This is a genomic window from Campylobacter sp. P255, from assembly GCF_003627915.1.
Classification (GTDB): Bacteria; Campylobacterota; Campylobacteria; order Campylobacterales; family Campylobacteraceae; genus Campylobacter_D.
Genome location: NZ_NREN01000033.1, coordinates 1 through 563, shown reverse-complemented (window position 1 = coordinate 563; position 563 = coordinate 1). Strand labels below are relative to the sequence as shown.

The following is a 563-nucleotide window of genomic DNA, read 5'->3' as shown; positions in this document are numbered from 1 at the left end:
GCACTATCTTTAGCTATTTTTAGATTTTCTTGTGTTACGCTATCAATTTGAGCTACAGCATCATTAATTTGAGTAATACCTGTAGTTTGTTCTTTAATACTTTCACCCATTTCATTGATAGATTGAACTAAGATATTTGTATTAGCTTCAATTTCACCCAAAGACTTTTGAGTTCTTTCAGCTAGATTTCTAACTTCATCTGCAACAACAGCAAATCCTCTACCATGTTCACCAGCACGTGCAGCTTCAATAGCAGCATTTAATGCAAGTAGGTTAATTTGATCTGCAATATCTCCAATAATAGAAGTAACATTTTTAATCTCTTCACTTTGAGCAATTACTTCACTAGTTTTATGCGAAACATTTTGCATAGAAGAAGTAATCTCTTCTAGTGCTGCTGCTGTTTCTTCTAAAGAAGAAGCTTGAGAAGATGAAGAATCAGTTAGGTTTTTAACCGCACTTTGTAATTTACCACTTTCATCTGCTAATAAAGAAGCAAATTCAGATGATTGTCTTAACATAGCTACAATTTCTTGACCTAATACATTTGTAGTTACTTCAAC

The 563-nt window shown here is 32.9% G+C and carries 1 protein-coding gene; it reads right to left on the bottom strand.

Going from position 1 to position 563, the window contains the following annotated elements; translation table 11 throughout:
• A partial coding sequence (locus CKA54_RS07715) for a methyl-accepting chemotaxis protein (protein ID WP_253254863.1) occupies positions 1-563 on the bottom strand: 563 nt, incomplete at both ends.